Here is an 18,917-nt window from a genome sequence, read left to right on the forward strand (position 1 = left end):
AGCCGATGTCGGCCACGCACGCGGTTACCGGCTTCGACTGTGGGTCGCCAGCCCAGTCCGTGTGGCTGACCGAGCATGCCCTGCAGGCGCACCGCGCCGGCCTGTCCCGGGTGTACGTCGTCGGCGACACCGACGACCAGGATCGGCGGGTGGTCGGCTACTACACGCTTGCGACCGGCAGCGTCGCCCCGGCGGATGCGTCGCCGCGGTTGCGACAGGGCGCGGGCCGCTATCACCAGCCGGTGGTGATCCTGACCCGGCTCGGCGTCGACCGGAGTGCCCAGGGCGCGGGCCTAGGACGTGCCCTGGTGGTCGACGCGCTACGCCGAATCGCCGCCGCGGCCGAGGTCATCGGTGTGCGGGCGGTGCTCATCCACTGCGAAACCGATGCGGCCCGCGACTTCTACCTACGCCTGGCCAAGTTCGAGCCCAGCCCCACCGACTCGATGCACCTGCTGCTGTTGATGAAGGACCTCCGCCGAGCCCTCGCCGGGTGACTGCCTCCTGCTCAGAATTGCGGCGATCCGCTCGATGCGCGGGTCGGCGGCGATCTGTTCGAGGCTGAGGGTCAGTCGCATCCGCCAGTTCGGGTACTCGTCGACCGTGCCGGGCAGGTTGGGCTGGTCCAGCTCGCCCAGCACGTCGTAGAGCGAGGCCGTGACGAAGCGGCACGGCGTGCGGGCCAGGAACTCGTGCATCGCCACCACGACCTCGTCGTCGCTGCTCGTCGCGGTGATCAGGCCCTCGGCTCGCAGCAGTGCCTTGAGCTCCGCCCGGTCCCGGTCGGCGGCCTTCGTCTCCTCCTCGACCGGGCCGGCCAGCTGGCCCAGCCGGGCCCGCACCCGGACCTGTTCGCCGGTGAGGAAGCCGCGCGCGGTCGGCAGGTCGTGGGTGGAGATCGTGGCGAGCGCGTTGCGCGGGTACTTCGCGGCCGGCAGGTACCCCTGCTCCGGCTCGTCGTAGTCGCGGGTGAACCAGAGCACCGCCGAGCCCAGCATGTTCATCCGCTCGAGCCCCTCGGTGACCTCGGGCAGCACCGTGCCGAGGTCCTCGCCGATCACCACGGCACCGGCCCGGCTCGCCTCCAGCGCCAGGATGCCGAGCATCGCCTCCGGGTCGTAGTGCACGTACGTGCCGCCGGCCGCGCCCATCCCCGGCGGCACCCACCACAGTCGCCACAGGCCGGCCACGTGGTCGACCCGCAGGCCGCCGGCGCTCGCGAAGATCCGGCGCAGCATGTCGCGGTACGCCGCGTACCCGGTCTCGACCAGCCGGTCCGGCCGCCACGCCGCCGCGCCCCAGTCCTGCCCGAGCTGGTTGAACGCGTCCGGCGGCGCGCCGATGTGCACGCCCTCGGCCAGCACGTCCTGCAGCAGCCAGCCGTCCGCGCCGCTCGGGTCGGTGCCGACGGCGAGGTCGAGCACGATCCCGACCGGCATGTCGCGGGCGGCCTCCTGCACCGCGTCCAACTGCTCCTTGAGCAGGCGCTGGAGCCAGGCGTGAAAGGCGATCCGATCGCTGGTGAACGAAAGGACCGCGGGGGAGTCGGGGCGGCGGAACTCGGGCGGCCACTCCTGCCAGTTGGCTCCGTACAGCTCGGCGAGCGCGCAGAACCGGGCGAAGTCCAGCAGTCCCGGGTCGGCGGTCAGGTCGACCTCGCCGGCCAGCGGCCAGAGCATCTCCAGCGCGGCCCGCTTGGCCTGCCAGACGGCGGTGTAGTCGATCAGCTCGGCCGTGGCCGGCTTGAGCCGATCCACCTTGGCGCGCAGCGCGGGGTCGGCCCGGCGGTACTCCGCGGTGTCCGAGACCCGCAGGTAGAGCGGGTTCGCGAAGCGCCGGCTGGAAGGTGCGTACGGCGAGGGCGGCACCGGCAGCGTCGGCGTGATCGCGTGCAGCGGGTTGAGCAGCACCAGGCCCGGGCGGCCGGCCTGGCCGACGAAGGTGCGCAGGTCACCGAGGTCGCCCATGCCCCAGGAGTCGGCCGAGTGCAGGGCGTACAGCTGCAGCATCCAGCCCCAGGTCTCGGGCGGGGCGGGCAGCTCGGTCGGCACGACCACGAGGGTGATCTCCTGCCCGCCGACCTCGAGGCGGTGCCAGCCGAGCGGCACCGACCCGGAAATTTCCGATAAGTCGGAAATGTGTGAGCCGTCTTCCAGGGTCAGCCGGCCAACCGCGGGTAATGCCCGGGTTGTCCCGGCGCGAACCACGATCGTGCCGGGCAGCCGCCCCACGTCGTCCCGCGACCGCACCGCGGCCAGCGACGACGCGATCGCCGCCGGCGAGGAGGCGTCGACCCCCAGCAACCCGAGAACCCCGGCGACCGACTCCGCCGAGACGTCCTTCCGCAGGCGATGCCAGTCCTCGTACCAGGTGGCCACCCCGTGCGCCTCGGCCAATGCCACCAGATCGGCGTCCATCCCGTACCCCTCCGCGTCGTCCTCCCGCTTTACATACCTTGCCTGATTCGACGGCCGCCTCGCTTGCACAAGTGGGTCAGGATGGAGCACATGTCTGCAGTGGCGAAGTGGTGGTCGCGGGCGGCCGCGGCGGTGACCGGCGTGGTTCTCACGCTGGTGGTGCCGGTGCACGCCTGGGCCGCCGGTAACGGCGTGGCCGATGTGGCGGCAGAGGCGGCGAAATATCGCCGGCGGGGCGGGTTCGGCGTCTTCGGTTTCCTCGGCGGCCTGTGCTGCCTGCTCGTGGTCGGCGGGATCGTGCTGATCGTCCTGTTGATCGTCCGCGGCCGCCGGAGGCGGTCCTAAGACACCGGCACGGGTGATATCGGGGGATTCCCAGCGGCCTCCGAGGGAGCGCACCTAGCGTGGAGCGGTGCGGATCCGCAGGGTCGCCCTCGGCGGCGGCATCGCCCTGGTGTTGTGCGTGCCGGTGGTCATCTCGGTCGCGGCGAGCGCGAATCCCGACAAGCTGATCTCGCGCGGCCGCCCGGCGGTCGCGTCCTCCGATCGTGGTGGCCATCCGGCCGGGCAGGCCACCGACGCCGACCCGGGGACCCGCTGGGAGAGTGCCGCCGGGCCGGGCACCCAGTGGGTGCGGATCGACCTGGGCGCGGTGCGTACGGTCGACCGGGTGCTGCTGCACTGGGGCAGCCAGTACGCGCGGACCTATCGGGTGCAGACCTCCACCGACGGCGCGAACTGGACCGACGTCTACGTGACCCGCTCCGGCACCGGCGGCGTCGAGGACCTGAAACGGCTCGGCGGCGCCGGCCGGTACGTCCGGGTGCTGGCCACCCAGCGCGGCGCCGACAGCGGCGGCTACGCGCTCTCCGAGATCAAGGCGTACGGCCCGTCCGCGGCACCGCTGCCCGCCGTGTCCCCGGCGACCGGCTCGCTCGCAGCCGGCCTGGACGACCCGCGGAAGAAGGAGACCGCCCTCGAGCTGGTCTCCAGCGCCGAGAATTCGACCCTGGCCTGGCGCCACGAGTACGGCTACATCGAGGACATCGGCGACGGGCGGGGCTACACGGCCGGCCTGGTCGGGTTCTGTTCCGGCACGTCCGACCTGCTCGCGGTGGTCGAGGAGTACACCCGGCGGGAGCCGGGCAACCCGCTCGCCGCGTACCTCCCGGCGCTGCGCACCGTGGACGGCTCGGACTCGCACGCCGGCCTCGACCCCGGCTTCCCCGCCGCCTGGCGGATGGCCGCCCGCGACCCGGTCCTCCAGAAGGTGCAGGAGGACGAGCGGGACGCGATGTACTTCCGGCCCGCGGTGCGGCTGGCCGAGTCCGACGGCCTGCGGGCGCTGGGCCAGTTCGCCTACTTCGACGCCGCCGTCGTGCACGGCGTCTCCGGCCTGCGCGCCATCCGGCAGAACGCGCTGGCCCGGGCCGAGTCCCCGGCCCAGGGCGGCGACGAGATCGCCTACCTGAACGCGTTCCTCGACGCCCGGGTCAAGCAGATGCGCGCGGAAGGGGCGCACGGCGACACCACCCGGGTGGACACCGCCCAGCGCCTCTTCCTGCGTCGCAGCAACCTCGACCTGACCGGCCCGCTGACCTGGCAGGTCTACGGCGACAGATACCAGATCGCGGCGTCCTAGGCCTTGGTCCACTTCTGGTTGGACGTCCCGGCGCAGTCCCACAGCTGCAGGGCGGCGCCGTTCGCACTGTTCCAGTCCTTGACGTCCACGCAGCGGTTGGCCGAGACGTCGACCAGGTCACCGGCCGCCGACAGGGTGAACCGCTGGACCGGGTTGCCGTTGCAGGTGACCAGCTGGATCGGTGTGCCGTTGGTCAGCGCGCCGCCGGCCGGGTCCATGCACTTGCCCATCGCGCGCAGCGTGCCGTCGCTGTTGAAGGTCCACTGCTGCGCCGCGGTGCCGTTGCAGTCGTACATCTGCAAGCGAGCCCCATCCACCGGGTTGGCCCCCGGGATGTCGATGCACCGGCCGCTGAAATTGCTCTTCAGCGCCGAGGCGGTGCCGCCGTCGTTGTTCCACGCCGAGACGCGGACGTAGTCCACCAGCATGGTCTGCGGGAACGACGTGCTCGCGTCCGGGTTGCCGGGCCAGGAGCCGCCGACCGCCACGTTCAGGATCATGAAGAACGGGTGGTCGAAGACCCAGGTGTTGCCGTTGATCTGGGCCGGCGTGGCGCGGAAGTACTCGCTGCCGTCCAGGTACCAGACGATCAAATTCGGCGACCAGTCCACCGCGTACGTGTGGAAGCCGTCGCCCAGGGGTGAGCCGATCGTCCGGTTGCCGCCGACCCCGTTCGCGCCCGAGTAGCCGGGGCCGTGGATCGTCCCGTACACCGTGTTGGGGGTGTTCCCGACGTTCTCCATGATGTCGATCTCGCCGGTGGTGGGCCAGTTGTTGCCGCCGAGCATCCAGAACGCCGGCCACATGCCCTGGCCCTTCGGGATCTTGATGCTGGCCTCGAAATGGCCGTAGGTCTGCGAGAACTTGTCCGCGGTCAGGATCCGCCCGGAGGTGTACGTGCAGCTGCCGTACCAGCAGCCGTAGCCGGCCGGGTTCTCCTTGCGCGCGGTGATCGCCAGGTGGCCCTGGCCGTCCTGGTACACGTTGCTGGCCGAGTTCGTGTAGTACTCGAGCTCGTTGTTGCCCCAGCCGCTGCCGCCGGTGTCGAACTTCCACTTCGACGAGTCGACCGGGCTGCCGGCCGCGCCGTTGAACTCGTCCGACCAGGTGATCGCGCCGACCGAGGCCTCGGCCCGGTCGTTGCGGGCGCCGGCCCAGAGGCCGGCCGTGAGGGTCGTCGCGACCACGGCCGCGGCGAGCAGGATTCTTGTCGTACGCATGGGGATCCTCCGGGGAAGAGGTGCGTTTTCGGCAACAGTCTTAATAGATAGACGGTTGTCGTCAACCTCGGCCCCGGAAATCGGCCCTTTGTTACACCTTCGCGAACAGGTTGGGCAGCTTCGGGGGCTCCCAGCCGGGCAGCGACGTATGCGCCTCGAGCACCCGGTAGGTCACGCCCTTGTACGTCACGAGATCGCCGACCTGGTACGACACGAACGCCGCCCAGGCCTTGGCGGTGGCCGAGGATGAAGCCGACGGCGAGGGCGTGGCCGACGGTGACGGGGAATCCGAGGGCGACGGGGAATCCGAGGGCGAATCCGACGGCGCGGGCGAGTCGGACGGCGAGTGGGGCGGCCAGGGCGAGTCGGACGACGGGGCGGAAGCGGACGGGTCGGCGCTGGGCGGCTGGGTCGGGCAGGTGAACGCCCGGACGAAGTCGACGGTCATGTCGGTGGCCGACTGGCCGTCCGTGGCCATGTTCAGCACCAGCGTGAGCGGCCCGCCGGGCTGGGAGCGCTGCAGCCGCAGGCTCGGCTTGCCGTCCACCGACCAGATCACCGTCTGCGGCGACCAGTCGATCGCGTACGTGTGGAAGGTGCGCCCGGAGGTCGGGTCGATGCCGCCGTCGATGGTGTCGAGCGTGCCCAGCGGCACCCGCCCGGTCTCGTCGAGCACCGCGAACGCGCGCCAGACGCCGTTCTCCCGGCTCACCCTGATGCGCGCCTCGGCGTGCCCGAACGCGTCGGTGAAGCTCCGCTTGGTGCGCAGCAACCGGTCGACGTGCAGCTCGCCGCCCTCGATCCGGGCGCCGCCGTCGGCCGGCCCGCCGTCGTCGCGCAGCAGCGACCACTTCGACAGGTCGAGGGCGCTCTCGTTGAAGTTGTCCTGGAAGGTGCTGCGGCCGTAGTACGCCGCCGCGTCCCATTTGTGCACGTCGGCCGAGGCGACATCGCTCCGCCCCGGAAGCCAGATCGCGACCGCCAGACCGGCGGTCGCCACCGCGAGCATTGCCGCCGCTCGCGGACGAATCCACCAGGACGACGGCTTGCCGGTGCGATGACGTGCCTCGTGCACCACAACCCCCTCAGATAACAGCAGGCACGACTTTTTCGAGGTGGCGTGTGCGAGGCAAGATCGGACGAGGAGTTTTAAGACTCTCTTAAGGAAGTCGGCTGGAGACCCGAACGGTGGTTCCGCCGTTACCGGTCGTGAGCTGGAACGAGTCGGTCAGCTCCTGGGCGAGCCACAACCCCCAGCCGCCGGGCTGGTCGGCGGCCGGCCGCACGTGCGCGAGCGGCCGCGGTTCGGCCAGGCCGGCGCCCGAGTCGCTCACCTCGCAGACCAGGTCGCCGTCCTGCCGCCAGACCGCCACCCGGCCCACCCCGCCGCCGTGCCGTACCGCGTTGGTCAGCAGCTCGTTGACCGCCACCACGAAGTCGTCGAGCCGGTCGCCGGACAGTCCCGCCGTGCCCACGCAGGACGCGACGAGGTGCCGCAGCGCGGTGATCGAGCTGTGGTCGAACGACTCGGCGAGCAGAACCTCGGTGGTGATGTCTCCGACGGTAGGCGACGTCCGATCTTCTCGCAGGTCGGGGAAGCGGCGGTTAAGGGAGATATGAAATGGTCCTGTCATGCGCGTCGGGCGGGACACCGGGTTCCAGGCCCCGCTGTGGCGGGCGATCGCGGTCTACCGGATCGCCGCGCTGACCTACGCCACGATCCTGGTGGTCCGCAACTTCACCCACTACCAGCGGCCGATGCTGGCCTGGCCGGTGCTCGCCGGCATGGCCGGGTGGACCGTGTTCACCACGTACGCGTATGCGAACCCGGCCCGCCGCAACCCGCCGCTGTTAGTCGCCGACCTGCTGCTCACCGCGTCCGCGCTGGCCGCCAGCGTGCCGATCGTCGGCCGGGCGGCGCTCGAGGCGGGCAAGCCCACCCTCGCCGTCGCCTGGCACGTCGCGCCGGTGCTGGCCTGGGCGGTGGCCGGCGGCCGGCGGGGCGGCATCGCGGCCGCGGTCATCATGGGCGCCACCGATCTGATCGCCCGGGCGCACTACGACCAGGCCGCGTACACCGGCTCGGTCCTGATGCTGCTGGCGGCGATCGCGGTCGGCTATCTGGTCCGGCTGGCCGAGGACGCGCAGGAGCGCCTGCAGCGGGCGGTCGAGCTCGAGGCGGCGACCCGGGAGCGTGTGCGGCTGGCCCGGGACATCCACGACTCGGTACTGCAGGTGCTGGCGCTGGTGCAGCGGCGCGAGTCCGGCGAGCTGGCCCGGCTGGCGGGGGAGACCGAGGCGGCGCTGCGCAGCCTGGTCGCCCGGCACGCCGCCGAGACCGTCGACGACCGGTCCGAGGCCGACCTGATGACCCTGCTCGGCCCGTACGCGTCGGCCAGCGTGACGATCTCCGGCCCGGCCGATCCGGTACGCCTGCCCGCCCCGGCCGCCCGGGAACTGGCGGCGGCGGTCGGCGCGGCCCTGGACAACGTCGGCCGGCACTGCCCATCGGGCACCAAGGCGTTCCTCTTGATAGAGGACGAGCCGGGCGAGGTCGTGGTGACCGTCCGGGACGACGGCCCCGGCATCGCCCCCGACCGGCTGGCCGAGGCGGCGGCCCAGGGTCGCCTCGGCGTGGTTCAGTCGATCCGCGGCCGGGTCGCCGACGTCGGCGGCCGCACCACGATCGTGTCGGCGCCGGGCCAGGGCACCGAGGTGGAGATGAGGGTGAGCAGATGACCCGGGTGATGGTGGTGGACGACCACCCGATGTGGCGCGAGGGCGTCGGCCGCGACCTGGCCGCGGCCGGGTACGAGGTGGTCGCCGCGACCGGCGAGGGCCGGCAGGCGGTGCGCATTGCCGGCGCGGCGCGCCCCGACGTGGTGATCCTCGACCTGCAGCTACCCGACGTGTCCGGGGTCGAGGTGATCAACGGGCTGCGCGCCGAACTGCCCGGCGTCCGCATCCTGATGCTGTCGGCCAGCGGCGAGCAGCAGGACGTGCTCGACGCGGTGAAGGCCGGTGCGGCCGGCTACCTGCTCAAGTCGGCCGGCCTGCCGGAGTTCCTGGACGCGGTGAGCCGCACCGCGGCCGGCGACACGGTCTTCACCCCCGGGCTGGCCGGGCTGGTGCTCGGCGAGTTCCGGCGGCTGGCGGTGGAGCCGTCCGGGCCGGACGCGACCGCGCCGAAACTCACCGAGCGGGAGACCGAGGTGCTGCGCCTGGTGGCGAAGGGCCTGTCCTACCGGCAGATCGCCGAGCGGCTGGTGCTGAGCCACCGCACGGTGCAGAACCACGTCCAGAACACGCTCGGCAAGCTCCAGCTGCACAACCGCGTCGAGCTCACCCGCTACGCGATCGAGCGAGGCCTGGACTGACGGCCTACTCGTAGTCCGGCGGGTTGGTCTCGTGGATGGCCAGCTCCTCGGCGCTCGCGCCACCGCCGGCCGCGCCCGCGTCGTAGGCGACGCTGTCCGCCTCGTCGTCGAAGCCGTAGCCCTCGTCCGGCGCGACCAGGCGGCCGACCGGTTCCGGGTCGTCGTAGTCCAGCTGGCCGTCGTCGTACAGGGAGACCTGCGACTTCGGGTCGGAGGTCGGCGAGGCGCCCCACACGTCGGCGTCGAAGTCCCGCTGCTCGGAGCTGTCGACCGTCTCGTCGTACGGGTCGCGGCGCTGCGGGATCGGGTCCTCCGCGCCGTAGTCGGGCTGCTCCTGGCGCAGCCGGTAGTCGAGGGACTCGCCCTCCCGCGCCTCCTCGGCCGTGTCGCCGAAGCGGTTCGAGCCGCCCGGCCCGACCCCGGCCAGCGCGGCCGGGTCGGCGCCGTCGGCCCAGCGGCTGCTCTCCACCGAGTCGTAGGCGTTCGAGTCGTCATCCGCGGTATCCGGCAGCCCGGACGACTCCGGGTCGGAAACCTCGGTCGGGTAGTCGTTGTCTCGCATGGTCGCAATCTACCCGCGTAATTGCCCGCTGATACTTCCCGCGTCGCCCAGCAACGCCCACACCACCTTGCCGTCGGCCAGCGGCAGGCTGCCCCACCGCCCGGCGGTCGCGTCGATCAGCAACATCCCGCGCCCGCCCGCCGCGGTAGGTGCCACCGGCGTCCCCGGATACGACGGCGTAACCGTCGACCGATCACGCACCGCAACGCTCACCCCGTCGCCCACCGTGGCGATCAGCACCACCATCGACGTCTTGGCGTGCGCCACCGCGTTGTTCACCAGCTCGGTGACCACGATGCAGGCCGGTTCGGCCAGCTCGTCCCGTTCCCACCGGGCACACGCGGCCGTGATCACCTCCCGGCACCGCCGCGCCGCGCTCACCTCGGGCTCCAGGTCAAGCGCGATCCGCCGGTCGCTCCGCGGCTCGCCGAGCTCGTCGAAGGCCCGCCCGCAGTCCGGCTGGAGCGCCCACCCCGACCCTCGCCAGCGCCCGCCGCGTGCATCACAGAGCGTCAACTGTGCCGCCGGCCAGAAAGTCGTCTCCCGCCGTACGTCCCGCATCACCCCCGCGGCCACCGCCGGCTCGCCGAATTCCAGCCCCCCGACGTCGACCACCACCGCTTCCGGCTGCCCCGCCAACACATCGAGCAACACGTCACGCACGGTCCGCGCGGTAGTCCCATCGAGCACCCCGCTAAACCGAACCAGCGGATACGGCCGGGCGCTGTCCACCAGGTGTCGCACCTCGCTCGACATGATCGCTCCATTGTGCATAACGCGTCCTCTCTCCGCATTTCCACAACCTCGAGGACCGTCATTCAGTGCATAACCGTCAGCAATACCCGCTCTTCGCCGTCTGATGCACTCTTCCACCTCGTTACCGAGAGTCGTTTCGGTTGGTCACCCTGAGTGATTCGCTTTTCGCGCCTCTGGCCGTACGCTCGAAGCCGAGTCCCGCCTTTTGCAGCCCGGCTCACTGCCGTCCCGACCCCGGTGCCGCGGCCGCCGGGCTGTCCTGCAACGAAAACCGAAAACCTCGCGCGAGAGACGCGTTACGGCCTGTTGCTGCAGGTGGTCGCGCGGAGGAGGCGGGGCCGCCCGCATCGGCGGGGACTCGTGACGCGTACGGTCAGAGGTTGGTCTTGGAGGTTTTTGTCCGCTTATCTGCGGATTGCCGCCGCTCGTAGGCCGGGGCTTGCCGGGCGTGGCGGGGCCGTGGCGTGGTGGTGCTGCGGCTCGGCGTAGCGGGTCAGCGCGATCACCGCCAGCAGCGTCGCCACGAAGCCGGTTGCCGCCAGCCAGCCTCGGCCGGGCACGATGCGGTCGCCGAGCAGGAGCAGGCCGACGATCGCGGCCGGTACCGCGCCGGCGGCGTCCATCGCGGCCACCGCCGCCGTGGTCGAGCCGCGTTGCATGGCCAGGCCCAGCAGCAGCTGGCCGACAAGCGAATGGATCACGACCAGGTAGAGCAGCGGGTTGGTGAGGAAGCCGACCAGCGTGTGCTCGTTGGTCAGCGGACGGGCCGCGATCGCCGCCGCCGAGAAGTCGACGCCGGCCAGGGAGCCGAGCACCACCGAACCGAGCGCGCCGTGCAGGCGCGCCGCGAAGAAGCCGAGCACCGCCATCACCAGCACCGACGCCGCCAGCAGGAGCACCACGACCGGGCCGATCCGGCGGGAGTGGGCCGGCTGGGCGGCCAGCACCAGCGCGGTGATCCCGGACAGCAGCAGCCCGAGCAGCAGCACCTCGGCCGTGGGCAGGCTCCACTTGAGCAGCAGCACGCCGAGCACCGCGGTCACCCCGAGCCCGGCCGCGACGCTGGCCTGCACCAGGAACAGCGGCAGGTCCCGCCGGGCCAGGAAGGCCAGGATGAACCCGAGCGTCTGGCAGGCGATGCCGAGCAGGTAGGTGCGCTGCCCGGCGAGCCGCACGAGCAGGCCGGGGTCGAAGGTGTGGTGCACGCTGGTGCGCGCCGCGGCCATCGACTGCAGCAGGTTGGCCACGCCGTACGCCATGATCATGGCGGCGAGGAAGAACCAGCCGGGTGCTACCACCTGACGCACGATAGACCAGGTACGCCGTTTCGCTCAGCGCTTCGGCCGGGTCAGCGCGGTCAGGACCGTCTCGTGCAGCGGCCCGTTGGTGGCGATCGCGGCGGTCTTGTCGGCGGGTGGCCGGCCGGTCAGGTCGGTGATCGTGCCGCCGGCCTCGGTGACGATCGGGATCAGCGCGGCCACGTCCCACAGCGACAGCTCCGGCTCGACCATGATCTCCAGCGCGCCCTCGGCCAGCAGCATGTAGCCGTAGAAGTCCCCGTACGCCCGGCTCCGCCACGCGCTCAGGCTCAGGTCGACGATCGGCTCGAGCCGCCCGGTCTCGGCCCACCCCTCCAGGCTGGCGAAGCAGAAGCTCGCGTCGGACAGCCGGGTCACCCCGGAGACCCCGATCCGGGTGGCGGCGTGCTGGTGCCTGCCGGCGAAGGCGCCGAGCCCGCTCGCGGCCCACCACCGGCGGCCCAGCGCCGGGGCCGAGACCAGCCCGGCGACCGGGGTGTCGCCCTCGAGCAGGGCGATCAGCGTCCCCCAGATCGGCACGCCGCGGACGAAGTTCTTGGTCCCATCGATCGGGTCGATCACCCACCGGCGGCTGCCCGGCCCGGCCGCCGCCTGGGTGCTGCCGAACTCCTCGCCGAGCACCCCGTCGCGCGGCCGCGCCCGGGCCAGGGTGCCGCGGATGGCCTGCTCCACCGCGGTGTCGGCGTCGGAGACGGGAGTCAGGTCGGGCTTCGACTCCACCCGCAGGTCGAGCGCCCGGAACCGGGACATCGAGATCGAATCGGCGGTGTCGGCGAGCAGATGAGCAAGCGCGAGATCGTCGGCATATCCGGCCATGGCAGGAAACCTAGCCCATCCGGCCGGCCGGGTCAGGCCGGGAGCTCGGGCTCGGGATGGTCGCGCGAGTCGAGCTCGCCGGCCCGGGAGGCCAGCAGGCGGCGGTAGGAAGCCAGGCGGCGCGGGTCGGCCTTGCCCTCGGCCACCCACGCGTCCAGCCGGCACTCCACGTCGTTCGGGGTGTGCCCGCAGTTCGGCTGGTCCTCCACGGTGCCCTCGACCAGGTCGGGGAAGCCGTGCAGCAGGCTGTCGGCGCTCACGTGGGCCAGGCCGAAGCTGCGGATGCCGGGGGTGTCGATGATCCAGCCCGGGTCCTTGCGGGAGCGGCCCACCGGAGGCAGCCGCAGGGCGACCGCGCTGGTCGACGTGTGCCGGCCCTTGCCGATCGCGCTGACCGTGCCGACCGCGCGCAGGGCATCCGGCACCAGGCGGTTGACCAGGGTGGACTTGCCGACGCCGGAGTGACCGACGAGCACCGAGATCTGGCCGGCCAGGCGACGCCGCAGCTCGGCCAGGTCGCTCTCCGGCTGCACCAGCACATACGGCAGGTCGAGCTCGGCGTAGTAGTCGAGCACCGCCGCCGGGGCGGCCAGGTCGGCCTTGGTCAGGCAGAGCAGCGGCTCGATGTCCGCGTCGTACGCGGCGACCAGGCACCGGTCGATGAACCCGGTGCGCGGCGGGGGATCGGCCAGGGCGCTGACGATGACCAGCTGGTCGGCGTTGGCGACCACCACCCGTTCGAGCCGGCCCTCGGGGGTGGTGTCGTCGTCGTCCGCGGTGCGGCGCAGCACCGAAGTCCGCTCCGCGATCCGCACTATCCGGGCCAGCGCGCCGGCCGCGCCGGAGACGTCGCCGACGACCGCCACCCGGTCGCCGACCACCACCGACTTGCGGCCCAGCTCGCGAGCCCGCATCGCGGTGATCACCGGGTCGTCGGCGGCGCCGTCCTCGCGCACGCAGCCGTACCGGCCCCGGTCAACGGTGATGACCAGCGCGTCGACGGCGTCGTCGTGCTTGGGCCGGGTGCGGGTACGCGGGCGCGACGAGCGGGCCGGCCGGATCCGGACGTCGTCCTCGTCATACTCCCGCTTGCGTCCTGGCAGATCTAGCTCCTCGCCACGAGTCCCGCCCAGAGTTCGGGGAACTCGGGCAACGTCTTCGACGTACAACCTACGTCGGTGAGCGTGATGCCCGGGACGGCGAGGCCGATAACCGCGGCGGCGTGCGCCATCCGGTGATCCGCATACGTCTCGAAGGTGGTCTCGTGCAGCGGGCGCGGCTCTATCCGCAGCCCGTCGGGGAATTCGGTGACCGACGCGCCCGCCTTGGTCAGCTCGGTGGCGAGCGCCGCAATCCGGTCGGTCTCGTGGCCGCGGATGTGCGCCACCCCGCGCAGCTCGCTCGGCCCGTCGGCAAGGGCGGCCAGCGCCGAGATCACCGGGCTCAGCTCGCTCACCTCGGACAGGTCGGCGGTGACGCCGTGCAGCGCGCCGGTGCCGCGCACGGTCAGGCCGGACTCGTCCTGCGTCACCTCGGCGCCCAGCCGGCGCAGCAGCTCGATCACCTGGCCGACCGGCTGCCAGCTCTCGGTGGGCCACCCGGCCAGCGTCACCGACCCGCCGGTGACCATCGCGGCCGCGAAGAACGGCACGGCGCCGGAGAGGTCGGGCTCGATCACCCAGGTGTGCCCGCGCAGGACGCCGGGCTCGACCGTCCACATGTCGGGGACACTCTCGTCGACCGCGGCGCCGGCGGCGCGCAGCATGTGCGTCGTCATCCGCAGATGCGGCGCGGACGGCACCGGCGGGCCCTCGTGCCGCAGGACGAGGCCCTTGGTGAAACGCGGCGCGGAGAGCAGCAGGCCGGAGACGAACTGGCTGGACCCGGACGCGTCGATCACCGCCTCGCCGCCCTCGACCAGCCCGGACCCGCGGACCGCCAGCGGCAGCCCGCCGGTCGGTGACGCGTCGATCGCCACGCCGAGCGAGCGCAGCGTCGCGACGATCGGGCCCATCGGCCTCTGCCGCGCATGCGGGTCGCCGTCGAACTCCACCGTGCCGTCGGCCAGCGCGGCGACCGGCGGCAGGAACCGCATGATCGTCCCGGCCAGGCCCACGTCGACCCGGGCCGGCCCGCGCAGCGGCCCCGGCTCGACCCGCCAGCGCTCCTCGTCGCTGGTGTCGACCGCCACGCCGATCGCGCGCAGACCGGCCGCCATCAGCTCGGTATCTCGGGCGCGGAGCGGCCGCTCGATCACCGAGGGGCGGTCGGCGAGCGCGGACAGGATCAGCGCGCGGGCGGTCATCGACTTGGAGCCGGGCAGCCGCACGGAGGCGGTGGCCGGGCCGGCGGCGGTGGGCGCGAGCCAGCGGCGAAGTTCGGCGGTCACGAGGCCATTCTGCCGCCCGGCACCGACAATTCCGCGGAGCATTCCCGCCCCCCGGGATCGTGCCGGTTGGCGTACCGTTGCGCACCATGTGCGGGCGGTACGCGACCACGCGGAGCGAGGCCGACCTCAGCGATCTCTTCGAGGCGGTCGACCTCACCGAGGGCCTGGGGCCGAGCTGGAATGTCGCTCCCACCGACCCGGTGCCGGTGGTCCGCGTGTCGCAGAGCCACGACGCCCGGGTGCTCGACACGGCCCGCTGGGGCCTGGTCCCGCCCTGGGCGAAAGACACCCGCGGCGCGGCCCGCATGATCAACGCGCGCTCCGAGACGGTGGCCACCTCGCCGGCCTTCGCGCCCTCGTTCGCCCGGCGCCGCTGCCTGGTGCCGGCCGACGGCTGGTTCGAGTGGCTGCGCGACGGCAAGCAGAAACAGGCGTTCTACATGACCCCGGCGGATGGCTCCGGCCTCGCCTTCGCCGGCATCTGGTCGCCCTGGGGCCCCGAGGCGCTGCTCACGTGCAGCGTGCTGACCACGGCCGCGGTCGGCGGCCTGGCCCGGGTGCACGACCGGATGCCGCTGGTCCTGCCTCCGGAGCGCTGGGCGGCCTGGCTGGCCGGCGGCGGCGACCCGGCCGAGCTGCTGCGCCCGATGACCGAGAGCGAGCTCGCCGCGATCGAGGTGCGCCCGGTCGGCCCCGCGGTCGGCAATGTGCGCAACAACGGGCCCGAGCTGCTCGCGCCCCCGGCGGCGGCCAAGCTTTTCTGACCGAGCGACGGAACGGGAGTTTTTGTCGACATATGTTCGCTTTTTCGGAGGCGAACTTTGTTTCGAGATAGATAAGCCCCTTGTTCTGATCTCCTACCGTGCGATACAAACCAGCGCCGGAGTGGTACCGGTCCGCATGGTGCGGACGGGTCACCACATGCAACACCGGTCCCACGGGGGAGGTGGGCTGATGACACGGGCTCGTATGCCGCGTCCGCACGAAGTTGCCATCGCACGACGCGACCCACGACTGCTCGCAGCAATCCAGGAACGACGCTCCGACGAAGCATGGCGCACGCGTGGCGCCTGCCGCAGCGTCGACCCGGAAACGTTCTTCCCGGCTCCGAACGAGCCGTCGGAGAGCGCGGTATCGCTCTGCGGAACCTGCACCGTCCAGGGTCCGTGCCTGGCCTGGGCGCTCCAGGTCGGGGATTGTCACGGGGTCTGGGGCGGCACCACACCGCGGGAACGCCGGGCGATGCTGGTCGCCTGGCGCGAGCGGGTGAGGCCGGACGGGGAGCCCGTCGACGACGGGCCGGACGAGGAAGACCGGCGGTTGCTCACGCTGCTCCCGTTGTCCCGCTGATTTCGCGCCGCACGAGCGGGCCCGCCCCGACCGAAGATGTTCGACGGCGGGCCATCGAACCATGCCCACCTGATTTCATGGTGCGGTGACCGACATCGCGATTCCGACACCGCGCGGACCCGCCGGTATTCGACTCGTCGAACCGGCCGGGCCGCCGGTCAGCGTGCTCCTCCTCGGGCACGGGGCCGGTGGCGGCGTCGACGCGCCCGACCTGGTCGCGGTGCGGGATGCCGCGACCGCCGCCGGCGTGCGAGTGGGTTTGGTCACCCAGCCCTACCGGGTGGCGGGCCGGCGGGCACCTGCTCCGGCCGGGCAGCTGGACGAGGCGTGGAGTGCGGTTGTCGAGTACCTCGGCGTACGCAAGCTGCCCTTGATCTTCGGCGGAAGGTCGAGCGGAGCGCGAGTCGCCTGCCGGACCGCGACGATCCTCGGCGCCGCGGGGGTTCTCGCCCTGGCGTTTCCGCTGCACCCGCCGGGCAAGCCGGAGAAGAGCCGGGCCGACGAGCTGCCCGCCGGCCTGCCGACGCTGGTGCTCAACGGCGACCGCGACCCGTTCGGCGTGCCCGAGCCGGTCGGCCTGGTCGAGGTGATCGTGCGCCCCGGCGCCACCCACGACCTGCGGAAAGACGTCAAGACCACGGCGGCGCTCGCGGTCGGCTGGCTGCGCACGCACGGCTGGGCCCGATGAGAGAACGTGAGGGAATGCAACTTGCGCGTCTGCGGTTGTACCCCTCGCGAGCTTGTACATCGAAAGGGGTTTCCAGAGGTGCGAGCCGGAATCGAGTACGCGGCGCGCGGCAGCGACGACATTGCCCGGGTGCGTAACCTTTTGTCATCTCCGGAGTGGCCCGCGGCCGAGCCTTCGCCCTCCAGCCCATCGGTGAGTGTCAGCACACCTGCCGTTTTCGAAGCGTCCACTGGGGCACTACCCGTATCCTCGGCGGGACGGTCGAGGGGGGAGCAGAGGGTGGCCCAGACAGAACGGACAGAGGAGCGCCGGGCGCGCTTCGAGCGCGACGCGCTGCCGTTCGTGGATCAGCTGTACGCGGCGGGTTTGCGGATGACGCGTAACCCGGCCGACGCTGAGGACTTGGTGCAGGAGACGTTCCTGAAGGCGTACTCCGCGTTCCACCAGTTCGAAGAGGGCACCAACCTCAAGGCGTGGCTGTATCGCATCCTGACCAACACCTACATCAACTCGTACCGGCGCAAGCAGCGTCAGCCCGTCCAGGCGCCGACCGAGGAGATCACCGACTGGCAGCTCGCTTCGTCCGAGTCGCACAGCTCGGTCGGCCTGCGCTCGGCCGAGACCGAGGCGCTCGACCGCCTGCCGGACAGCGACATCAAGGACGCCCTGCAGCAGCTGCCGGAAGACTTCCGCCTGGCCGTCTACCTCGCCGATGTCGAGGGTTTCTCGTACAAGGAGATCGCCGACATCATGGGCACGCCCATCGGCACCGTCATGTCCCGGCTGCACCGCGGCCGGCGCAACCTGCGCAAGCTGCTCGAGCAGTACGCCATTGACCGGGGCATCACCCGGACCGCTTCGGAACCGCAGGAGGCGTGACCCGAGATGAGCGGCGTGAACGGCGAGGAGCACGAGGCTGACTGCAGCGAGGTACTCGAGGAGGTCTACCTCTACCTGGACCTGGAGTGCAGCGAGGACCGGCGGGCGCTGATCCAGAAACACCTGGACGAATGCAGCGGCTGCCTGCGCGAGTACGGCATCGAGCACGAGGTGAAGGCCCTGGTGGCCCGTTGCTGCGGCGCCGAGAAGGCGCCGACCGAGCTGCGCGAACGCCTGCGGCTCAAGCTCGACCAGCTCGAGATCCAGGTCGAGACCCGGGAGTACCTTCCCTGATCTTCACAGACGAAAGCCCCGGCGAGCCGCCGGGGCTTTCGTCTGTCCGAGGCCCGAACTCAGGAGTTGGGGCGCTTGCCGTGGTTCGCCGCGCTCTTCTTGCGGGCCTTCTTCTTGCGAGACTTCTTGGCCATGGTTGGACTCCTGTTCGTGGCACGTTTCCCGGCCCGATGGTAGACGGCGCATCCGGCCCGCCGGGACTCACCCACGACCGATCCATGATTGGATGACGCTGACCGACTGCTCGACGAGGAGGAGTGACCCCGATGGCCGACGAGATCCGCGCCGAGATGGTAGCCAACGTCTGGAAGGTGGTGGCCAAGCCCGGCGACACCATCACCGAGGGCGACACCCTGGTCATCCTCGAGTCGATGAAGATGGAGATCCCGGTCGTGGCCGAGACCGACGGCACCGTGGCCGAGCTGGCCGTCAACGAGGGCGACGTGGTCCAGGAAGGCGACCTCATCGCCGTAATCGGCTGATTCTGGTCGTTCTTTCGTTCACCCGGGCCGTCGGGGAGACCTTGAGCGTTTCCCTTCCGCCGCTCCGACCGTACGCGTCAGACAGGCCCCCGGTGCGCCCGGGCCGCAAGCCGCAACACCGGCTCCGACCCCGCCCGCCGGGCGGGCCCGGCCCAAGACCAGCCAAAACCCCGCCCCCGCCGCATACCCGCACCGCTGTCGCTGCCCGCGCCCCGGCTCGCCCCGCCCCCCAGATCTTGATGCGTACCCGTTCGCCGCGAACGCCCACTCTCCGACCTTCGCTCCCCTCCACCTGCTCTGATTCCGTGAGGCAGCCACCGCAAGGAGATCAACCCACCACTCCGCAACAATCGCCCCCTCAGATCTCTGCAGCGGTGGCCGGGGTGTGGGGCAGCGCCCCACGGTCTTCCCCCGCCCCCCGGCGCCCGACAACCCGGTGGACAACCCCAAAAACTTGTCACACCACCCCCTAACTTGTCCCCACCCAGTGCCGGGGCGGGGGTGGACTGTGGCCGGGCGGGGGTGGACTGTGGCCGGGCGGGGGTGGACTGTGGCCGGGCGGGGCGGGGTGGCCCGTGACCTGGGCTCGGGGCCGCGGAGCACCCTGGCGGGGCGACCGCTCGCGGGGTATAGCGGCCGCACACGGAGGGGCCGCCGGGCGGGGCACCCCGGCGGGCGTGGAAGGTGTCTGGCTGGCAGGCCGCCGAGCGGGCACCTTGGCGCGAG

General features: G+C 71.8%; 22 protein-coding genes. 11 read left to right on the plus strand and 11 right to left on the minus strand.

Annotated features, from left to right (window positions below):
- Window positions 1-5 precede the first annotated feature (5 nt).
- Complete coding sequence (locus IH26_RS0124955) at window positions 6-497, plus strand: GNAT family N-acetyltransferase (RefSeq protein ID WP_157437379.1); 492 nt, start codon at window positions 6-8, stop codon at window positions 495-497.
- Here IH26_RS0124955 and malQ read toward each other — a convergent pair.
- Entirely contained in the window at window positions 408-2,417 is a 2,010-nt protein-coding gene (gene malQ, locus IH26_RS0124960; protein ID WP_051808481.1) for a 4-alpha-glucanotransferase, read from the minus strand. The genes IH26_RS0124955 and malQ overlap by 90 nt on opposite strands.
- A gap of 90 nt (window positions 2,418-2,507) precedes the next feature.
- Here malQ and IH26_RS0124965 point away from each other — a divergent pair, with 90 nt between their 5' ends.
- The gene (locus tag IH26_RS0124965; protein ID WP_030438659.1) at window positions 2,508-2,762 is read left to right on the plus strand and encodes a hypothetical protein; all 255 of its coding nucleotides are present in this window, start codon (window positions 2,508-2,510) and stop codon (window positions 2,760-2,762) included.
- Window positions 2,763-2,829: 67 nt separating this feature from the next.
- Window positions 2,830-4,059, plus strand: coding sequence for a chitosanase (locus tag IH26_RS63960; protein ID WP_030438660.1), 1,230 nt, complete (start codon window positions 2,830-2,832; stop codon window positions 4,057-4,059).
- Here IH26_RS63960 and IH26_RS0124975 read toward each other — a convergent pair.
- From IH26_RS0124975 to IH26_RS0124985, 3 genes are all read right to left on the minus strand, one after another.
- Window positions 4,056-5,279 (minus strand): glycoside hydrolase family 16 protein, encoded by a 1,224-nt coding sequence (locus tag IH26_RS0124975; RefSeq protein WP_030438661.1) that lies wholly within the window; start codon window positions 5,277-5,279, stop codon window positions 4,056-4,058. The genes IH26_RS63960 and IH26_RS0124975 overlap by 4 nt on opposite strands.
- Window positions 5,280-5,370: 91 nt before the next feature.
- Complete coding sequence (locus IH26_RS56085) at window positions 5,371-6,354, minus strand: carbohydrate-binding protein (RefSeq protein ID WP_157437380.1); 984 nt, start codon at window positions 6,352-6,354, stop codon at window positions 5,371-5,373.
- An 85-nt stretch (window positions 6,355-6,439) separates the two neighbouring features.
- Entirely contained in the window at window positions 6,440-6,913 is a 474-nt protein-coding gene (locus IH26_RS0124985; protein WP_084599050.1) for an ATP-binding protein, read from the minus strand.
- On the opposite strand from IH26_RS0124985, the gene macS reads away from it, so the two are divergent.
- Both macS and IH26_RS0124995 read left to right on the plus strand, forming a co-directional pair.
- Complete coding sequence (gene macS, locus IH26_RS0124990) at window positions 6,912-8,018, plus strand: MacS family sensor histidine kinase (protein ID WP_030438664.1); 1,107 nt, start codon at window positions 6,912-6,914, stop codon at window positions 8,016-8,018. The two genes, IH26_RS0124985 and macS, sit on opposite strands and share 2 nt — an antisense overlap.
- The gene (locus tag IH26_RS0124995; protein WP_030438665.1) at window positions 8,015-8,656 is read left to right on the plus strand and encodes a response regulator; all 642 of its coding nucleotides are present in this window, start codon (window positions 8,015-8,017) and stop codon (window positions 8,654-8,656) included. The genes macS and IH26_RS0124995 overlap by 4 nt, the downstream gene beginning before the upstream one ends.
- Window positions 8,657-8,660: 4 nt before the next feature.
- Here the strand turns inward: IH26_RS0124995 and IH26_RS0125000 are convergent, their stop codons facing one another.
- From IH26_RS0125000 to aroA, 6 genes are all read right to left on the minus strand, one after another.
- Window positions 8,661-9,218, minus strand: coding sequence for a DUF5709 domain-containing protein (locus tag IH26_RS0125000; protein ID WP_030438666.1), 558 nt, complete (start codon window positions 9,216-9,218; stop codon window positions 8,661-8,663).
- A 9-nt stretch (window positions 9,219-9,227) separates the two neighbouring features.
- Entirely contained in the window at window positions 9,228-9,881 is a 654-nt protein-coding gene (locus IH26_RS0125005; protein ID WP_245665487.1) for an ATP-binding protein, read from the minus strand.
- 497 nt (window positions 9,882-10,378) lie between these two features.
- Entirely contained in the window at window positions 10,379-11,239 is an 861-nt protein-coding gene (locus IH26_RS0125010; protein ID WP_211268749.1) for a hypothetical protein, read from the minus strand.
- Between the two features lie 66 nt (window positions 11,240-11,305).
- Window positions 11,306-12,109 (minus strand): histidinol-phosphatase, encoded by an 804-nt coding sequence (gene hisN / locus IH26_RS0125015; RefSeq protein WP_030438669.1) that lies wholly within the window; start codon window positions 12,107-12,109, stop codon window positions 11,306-11,308.
- A 32-nt stretch (window positions 12,110-12,141) separates the two neighbouring features.
- A complete protein-coding gene (gene rsgA / locus IH26_RS0125020; protein WP_211268750.1) occupies window positions 12,142-13,212 on the minus strand; it encodes a ribosome small subunit-dependent GTPase A in 1,071 nt (356 codons plus the stop codon).
- A gap of 2 nt (window positions 13,213-13,214) precedes the next feature.
- Window positions 13,215-14,540, minus strand: a complete 1,326-nt coding sequence (aroA, locus tag IH26_RS0125025; RefSeq protein ID WP_051808483.1) for a 3-phosphoshikimate 1-carboxyvinyltransferase — start codon at window positions 14,538-14,540, stop codon at window positions 13,215-13,217.
- 44 nt (window positions 14,541-14,584) lie between these two features.
- Here aroA and IH26_RS0125030 point away from each other — a divergent pair, with 44 nt between their 5' ends.
- The 5 genes from IH26_RS0125030 to rsrA all read left to right on the plus strand — a co-directional run bounded on the left by IH26_RS0125030 (window position 14,585) and on the right by rsrA (window position 17,709).
- Window positions 14,585-15,262 carry an SOS response-associated peptidase gene (locus IH26_RS0125030; RefSeq protein WP_030438672.1) on the plus strand — a complete coding sequence of 226 codons (678 nt, stop codon included), beginning with the start codon at window positions 14,585-14,587 and terminating at the stop codon, window positions 15,260-15,262.
- Window positions 15,263-15,452: 190 nt separating this feature from the next.
- Window positions 15,453-15,848, plus strand: a complete 396-nt coding sequence (locus IH26_RS0125035) for a WhiB family transcriptional regulator (RefSeq protein WP_030438673.1) — start codon at window positions 15,453-15,455, stop codon at window positions 15,846-15,848.
- Between the two features lie 85 nt (window positions 15,849-15,933).
- Entirely contained in the window at window positions 15,934-16,536 is a 603-nt protein-coding gene (locus IH26_RS0125040; RefSeq protein ID WP_030438674.1) for an alpha/beta hydrolase family protein, read from the plus strand.
- A 78-nt stretch (window positions 16,537-16,614) separates the two neighbouring features.
- Window positions 16,615-17,415 (plus strand): sigma-70 family RNA polymerase sigma factor, encoded by an 801-nt coding sequence (locus IH26_RS0125045; protein ID WP_084599051.1) that lies wholly within the window; start codon window positions 16,615-16,617, stop codon window positions 17,413-17,415.
- A 6-nt stretch (window positions 17,416-17,421) separates the two neighbouring features.
- On the plus strand, window positions 17,422-17,709 hold the full coding sequence (gene rsrA / locus IH26_RS0125050; protein WP_030438676.1) for a mycothiol system anti-sigma-R factor: 288 nt from the start codon (window positions 17,422-17,424) through the stop codon (window positions 17,707-17,709).
- 59 nt (window positions 17,710-17,768) lie between these two features.
- Here the strand turns inward: rsrA and IH26_RS64600 are convergent, their stop codons facing one another.
- A complete protein-coding gene (locus tag IH26_RS64600) occupies window positions 17,769-17,843 on the minus strand; it encodes a 50S ribosomal protein bL37 (RefSeq protein ID WP_369814844.1) in 75 nt (24 codons plus the stop codon).
- A 132-nt stretch (window positions 17,844-17,975) separates the two neighbouring features.
- Between IH26_RS64600 and IH26_RS0125055 the strand changes: the two genes are divergently transcribed.
- Window positions 17,976-18,191: a biotin/lipoyl-binding carrier protein gene (locus tag IH26_RS0125055; RefSeq protein ID WP_030438677.1), complete on the plus strand. Its 216-nt coding sequence runs from the start codon at window positions 17,976-17,978 to the stop codon at window positions 18,189-18,191.
- The last annotated feature ends 726 nt before the right edge of the window (window positions 18,192-18,917 follow it).

Origin of the sequence: Actinoplanes subtropicus, assembly GCF_000721705.1 — a bacterium.
Classification (GTDB): Bacteria; Actinomycetota; Actinomycetes; order Mycobacteriales; family Micromonosporaceae; genus Actinoplanes; species Actinoplanes subtropicus.

Coding starts and splice junctions, on each gene's coding strand:
- hisN (WP_030438669.1), bottom strand. CDS start 12,109: ATGGCCGGATATGCCGACGATCTCGCGCTTGCTCATCTGCTCGCCGAC.
- IH26_RS0124995 (WP_030438665.1), top strand. CDS start 8,015: ATGACCCGGGTGATGGTGGTGGACGACCACCCGATGTGGCGCGAGGGC.
- IH26_RS0125035 (WP_030438673.1), top strand. CDS start 15,453: ATGACACGGGCTCGTATGCCGCGTCCGCACGAAGTTGCCATCGCACGA.
- IH26_RS0125055 (WP_030438677.1), top strand. CDS start 17,976: ATGGCCGACGAGATCCGCGCCGAGATGGTAGCCAACGTCTGGAAGGTG.
- aroA (WP_051808483.1), bottom strand. CDS start 14,540: ATGCTCCGCGGAATTGTCGGTGCCGGGCGGCAGAATGGCCTCGTGACC.
- IH26_RS0124965 (WP_030438659.1), top strand. CDS start 2,508: ATGTCTGCAGTGGCGAAGTGGTGGTCGCGGGCGGCCGCGGCGGTGACC.
- IH26_RS0125030 (WP_030438672.1), top strand. CDS start 14,585: ATGTGCGGGCGGTACGCGACCACGCGGAGCGAGGCCGACCTCAGCGAT.
- IH26_RS0124985 (WP_084599050.1), bottom strand. CDS start 6,913: ATGACAGGACCATTTCATATCTCCCTTAACCGCCGCTTCCCCGACCTG.
- IH26_RS0124975 (WP_030438661.1), bottom strand. CDS start 5,279: ATGCGTACGACAAGAATCCTGCTCGCCGCGGCCGTGGTCGCGACGACC.
- macS (WP_030438664.1), top strand. CDS start 6,912: ATGCGCGTCGGGCGGGACACCGGGTTCCAGGCCCCGCTGTGGCGGGCG.
- rsrA (WP_030438676.1), top strand. CDS start 17,422: ATGAGCGGCGTGAACGGCGAGGAGCACGAGGCTGACTGCAGCGAGGTA.
- malQ (WP_051808481.1), bottom strand. CDS start 2,417: ATGGACGCCGATCTGGTGGCATTGGCCGAGGCGCACGGGGTGGCCACC.
- IH26_RS0125000 (WP_030438666.1), bottom strand. CDS start 9,218: ATGCGAGACAACGACTACCCGACCGAGGTTTCCGACCCGGAGTCGTCC.
- IH26_RS0124955 (WP_157437379.1), top strand. CDS start 6: ATGTCGGCCACGCACGCGGTTACCGGCTTCGACTGTGGGTCGCCAGCC.
- IH26_RS0125010 (WP_211268749.1), bottom strand. CDS start 11,239: ATGATCATGGCGTACGGCGTGGCCAACCTGCTGCAGTCGATGGCCGCG.